This is a genomic window from Pseudoalteromonas sp. Z1A6, from assembly GCF_011378745.1.
Classification (GTDB): Bacteria; Pseudomonadota; Gammaproteobacteria; order Enterobacterales; family Alteromonadaceae; genus Pseudoalteromonas; species Pseudoalteromonas arctica.
Genome location: NZ_WTKW01000304.1, coordinates 1 through 4,980, shown reverse-complemented (window position 1 = coordinate 4,980; position 4,980 = coordinate 1). Strand labels below are relative to the sequence as shown.

Genomic DNA, 4,980 nt, shown 5'->3' with positions numbered 1-4,980 from the left:
TTTTTATATCCAGAATTTAGGGTTAAATAATACCGTGTTTTCATAACCTGCTGAGCAAACCCAATCAGTATGAAAATTGTATTGCCCTTCATTATTGTGTTGTGTGTCGAGAGTCATCTATTGGGCATTGACCAATCATTGAAACCTCACCAGAATTTGACTCTTTCTCTAGTTTTACTTTAAAGCCCCATAACCTGTAAAGATGCTTAAGTACTTCCTCGTGCGAGTTTGCTAAAGGAATGTTGTTATGAGGTACGTAGCGTAGGGTTAGTGAACGGTCACCTCTAATATCAACGTCATATACTTGAATGTTAGGCTCATGATTACTCAAGTTGTACTGCGCTGAGAGCGCTTCTCTTACAGCTTTATAGCCGTTGTCGTTATGTATTGCGCCAATTTCTAAATGGGGATTATTAGTATGATCAATAATAGTAAATAATTTAAAATCACGAATTAACTTAGGCGATAAAAACTGGCTAATAAAACTCTCATCTTTAAAGTTTTCCATTGCAAAATGCAGTGTATCTAGCCAATTACTGCCTGCATATTCAGGAAACCAGCGTTTATCTTCTTCAGTTGGGTGTTCACATATTCTGCGAATATCCACCATCATATTAAAGCCTAAAGCATATGGGTTAATGCCTGAATAATATTTACTGTTATAAGGTGGCTGATAAACTACGTTGGTATGGCTTTGTAAAAACTCTAACATGAAAGAGTCGGTGAGCTTTCCCTCATCATATAAGTGATTAAGGATGGTGTAATGCCAAAATGTTGCCCAGCCTTCGTTCATTACTTGAGTTTGTTTTTGTGGGTAAAAGTATTGCGAAATTTTACGAACAATACGTATAACTTCACGTTGCCAAGAATCGAGTAATGGGGCATTTTTTTCAATAAAATACAAAATATTTTCTTGGGGTTCAGAAGGAAAATGGCGTACTTTCTTTTTGGTTTCTTGCTGTTGCTCAGGAATAGTCCGCCATAATTCATTTACTTGCGATTGAAGGTAGTCTTCACGCTCTTGTTGGCGTTTTTGTTCTTCAAATAACGATATTTGTTGTGGACGTTTGTAGCGATCGACTCCGTAATTCATTAATGCATGACATGAGTCGAGCAGGGCTTCTACTTGTGTAATACCGTGCTTTTCTTCACAGCGGCTTATGTAGTTTTTAGCAAATACCAAGTAATCAATAATTGAGCCAGCATCGGTCCAGGTTTTAAATAAGTAATTACCTTTAAAAAATGAGTTATGTCCGTAACATGCGTGCGCCATTACAAGCGCTTGCATAGGTAAGGTATTTTCTTCCATTAAGTACGCAATACAAGGGTCTGAATTTATCACTATTTCGTAAGCAAGACCCATTTGTCCGCGCTTATAATTTTGCTCTGTTTGAATGAACTTTTTACCGTAAGACCAATGGCTGTAACCAATAGGCATGCCAACGCTTGAGTAAGCATCCATCATTTGCTCTGCGGTTATCACTTCAATTTGATTAGGGTAGGTGTCTAATCTGTAATGTTCTGCAACACGGGCAATTTCACTTTGGTACTCATCTAATAAATCAAAGGTCCAATCTGGGCCATCACTCAATCGTTTATCATTCATAATGCTACCTCGCTTTTGGCTATGCAGAGTTTTGCTGTTGACGACCTTTTTTAAATAGCTCCCTAAAAATTGGGTAAATATCTTCAACGCTTTGAATATGCTGTATGGCGAAATTATTATGGCTGTGTGTTATAGATTCATATTCGCGCCATAGGCTTTGATGAGCACGAGTGGTTATTTCAATATAAGCAAAATAGCGTACTGCGCTTAAAAGCTTATTACGCAAAATTTCACCACACTGCGGCGTGTCATCCGCCCAGTTATCGCCATCAGAGGCTTGTGCGGCGTATACATTCCACTCATTTGCGTGGTAACGCTCTTTTATTATTTCGTTCATTAATTTAAGAGCGCTTGAAACAATAGTGCCGCCAGTTTCTTGGGAATAAAAAAACTCTTGCTCGTCTACTTCTTTTGCTTGTGTGTGGTGGCGAATATAAACAACTTCAATGTCTTTATAGCTGCGCGTTAAAAATTGATAGAGCAAAATATAAAAACGCTTTGCCATGTCTTTTGTTGGCTGATCCATTGAGCCTGACACATCCATAATACAAAACATCACGGCTTTGCTGGTGGGGTGAGGGCGCTTTTCGTAATTACGAAAACGTAAATCGTAGTTATCAATAAATGGAACCGACTTAATTTGCACTTTTAATGCTGCAATTTCTTTTTGTAATAAAGCAATTGCCGCTTTATCGTTATGTGGACCAGCAAGCAGCAGAGCAAGTTGTTCTTCGAGCTCTTTTAAACGGCGTTTTTTACCTGCACTCATGGCAACACGCCGTGCAAGCGAGCCTTGTAATGAGCGGACAATATCAATATTGCTAGGCATACCATCACTACAAAACCCTGCGCGATGGGTTTTCATTTGCACTAACTTATCAAGCTGGTTCTCTCGTAAGTTAGGAAGTTCTAAATCTTCAAACAGTAAATCAAGGTATTCATCTTTTGATATCGAAAATACAAATTCATCTTGCCCTTCGCCCGAATCGCTGGCGTCACCTTCACCGGCACCGCCGCTTTGTCCGCCTGTAGGGCGCTCAATTTTATCACCTGTAGAAAACTGATCGTTACCAGGGTGAATTTGTTCTCTATTCCCGCCTTGCCCTTGATGAAACGTGGGTTCGCTGATATCGCGCTGTGGAATAGAAATACTCTCACCAGAGCTTGAATCGGTAACGCTGCGCTTGTTAATCGCATCTGAAACCGCTTCTTTAATTTGCTTTTTATAGCGCCTAATAAAGCGCTGGCGATTAAGCGTACTTTTATTTTTTCCGTTTAAACGCCTATCTATAAAATGCGCCATATTGACCTCCTATATACTACGACTATGAAGGTTATTGCGATTTTCTAACCCGTAAATACCACTCAGAAAGCAAGCGAACTTGTTTTTGTGTATAGCCTTTTTCGACCATACGGTTCACAAAGTCTTCGTGCTTTTGCTGATCCTCAGCAGACGTTTTAGTATTAAACGAAATTACGGGGAGTAAATCTTCGGTATTAGAGAACATTTTTTTCTCAATCACCGTGCGTAGTTTTTCGTAGCTTGTCCATAGTGGGTTTTTACCGTTGTTATGCGCACGGGCACGCAATACAAAGTTCACTATTTCATTACGGAAATCTTTAGGGTTAGAAATACCTGCTGGCTTTTCTATTTTTTCAAGTTCGGCATTAAGTGCCTCACGGTCAAATAGTTGTCCCGTATCAGGGTCGCGATATTCTTGGTCTTGTATCCAAAAGTCTGCATAAATAACATAACGGTCAAAAATGTTTTGTCCGTATTCTGAATACGATTCTAAATAAGCGGTTTGCAGTTCTTTACCTATAAACTCTACATATTGCGGAATTAAATAGCCTTTTAGAAAGCTTAAATAGCGCTCTTCTATTTCGCTTGAAAATTGTTCGCGCTCTATTTGTTGCTCAAGCACATAGAACAAATGCACCGGATTTGCAGCAACCTCAGTGGTATCAAAGTTAAACACGCGGGATAAAATTTTAAACGCAAAGCGAGTAGAGAGCCCCGTCATGCCTTCATCAACACCTGCGTAATCACGGTACTCTTGATACGATTTTGCTTTAGGGTCGGTGTCTTTTAGAGTTTCGCCATCGTATACCCGCATTTTTGAATAGATACTTGAATTTTCTGGCTCTTTTAAACGTGATAGCGTCGTAAATTGCGCCAATGTTTTAAGTGTACCTGGTGCGCATGGCGCGTTGTATAGCTCGCTGTGCTCAAGTAATTTGTCGTAAATTTTAATTTCTTCAGTTACACGTAAACAGTAAGGTACTTTTACAATATAAACACGGTCTAAAAATGCTTCGTTGTTTTTATTGTTTTTAAAAGTTTGCCACTCAGATTCATTAGAGTGAGCGAGGATCATGCCATTAAAGGGCAGAGCACTAATGCCTTCTGTGCCGTTGTAGTTACCCTCTTGTGTTGCGGTAAGTAAAGGATGCAGCACTTTAATAGGTGCTTTAAACATTTCTACAAATTCCATCAGCCCTTGGTTAGCTAAACATAAAGAGCCAGAGTAGGCGTATGCATCAGGATCGTTTTGGGCAAAGTGCTCAAGCTGGCGAATATCGACCTTACCCACTAGCGCCGAAATATCTTGGTTGTTTTCATCTCCTGGTTCGGTTTTGGCAATGCCTATTTGGTTTAAAATTGAGGGGTAGCGCTTAACCACTCTAAACTGGCTAATATCACCATTGAATTCTTTTAAGCGTTTGCCAGCCCAAGGGGACATAATGGTTTTTAAGTAGCGCGGTTTAATACCGTATTCTTGCTTAAGTACGTCGGCGTCCTCTATTGGGTCAAATAATGCAAGAGGATGGTCGTTTACCGGAGAGCCTTTAATTGAATAAATAGGCACTTGTTGCATTAAATATTTTAGTTTTTCAGCAATGGATGATTTACCCCCACCAACAGGCCCAAGTAAATAAAGCACTTGTTTGCATTCTTCAAGCCCTTGGGCTGCGTGTTTTAAATAAGAGACTATTTGCTCAATGGCGTCTTCCATACCATAAAAATCAGCAAAGGCAGGGTAGCGTGCAACTACTCTATTAGAAAATAACCGGCTTAGTCGTGCATCCGTTGCGGTATCTACCATGTTTGGTTCGCCAATTGCCATGAGTAGGCGTTCTGGTGCGCTGGCGTAGGCAGACTTATCGGTTTTACAAATCTCAAGAAATTCAGCGATACTGTATTCTTCTTCCTGTGCCGCTTCGTATCGTGCTTGGTAATGCTCAAAAATCGTCATAATAACCTCCGAAACCCGCTGTAAAAAGGTGCTTACCTTTTAAAGTCTAGTCACGAATCTGTATTTTTGTGCAATAAAATTAAAAATTTAAGTGAAAAAAGATCATGTTACTAAAAG

Annotated in this window: 3 protein-coding genes; all 3 read right to left on the bottom strand. The window is 39.7% G+C overall.

The window, feature by feature from the left end; translation table 11 throughout:
- Positions 1–91 precede the first annotated feature (91 nt).
- From GQR46_RS15910 to GQR46_RS15900, 3 genes are read right to left on the bottom strand one after another with little or no spacing between them, the layout of a single operon-like run.
- Complete coding sequence (locus tag GQR46_RS15910) at positions 92–1,606, bottom strand: SpoVR family protein (protein ID WP_165741450.1); 1,515 nt, start codon at positions 1,604–1,606, stop codon at positions 92–94.
- A 19-nt stretch (positions 1,607–1,625) separates the two neighbouring features.
- Entirely contained in the window at positions 1,626–2,909 is a 1,284-nt protein-coding gene (locus tag GQR46_RS15905; RefSeq protein WP_165741448.1) for a YeaH/YhbH family protein, read from the bottom strand.
- Between the two features lie 31 nt (positions 2,910–2,940).
- The gene (locus tag GQR46_RS15900) at positions 2,941–4,863 is read right to left on the bottom strand and encodes a PrkA family serine protein kinase (RefSeq protein ID WP_010553401.1); all 1,923 of its coding nucleotides are present in this window, start codon (positions 4,861–4,863) and stop codon (positions 2,941–2,943) included.
- Positions 4,864–4,980 lie beyond the last annotated feature (117 nt).

Excerpts from the sequence above, each read along its gene's own strand:
- GQR46_RS15905 (WP_165741448.1), bottom strand. The coding sequence starts at position 2,909 with ATGGCGCATTTTATAGATAGGCGTTTAAACGGAAAAAATAAAAGTACG.
- GQR46_RS15910 (WP_165741450.1), bottom strand. The coding sequence starts at position 1,606 with ATGAATGATAAACGATTGAGTGATGGCCCAGATTGGACCTTTGATTTA.
- GQR46_RS15900 (WP_010553401.1), bottom strand. The coding sequence starts at position 4,863 with ATGACGATTTTTGAGCATTACCAAGCACGATACGAAGCGGCACAGGAA.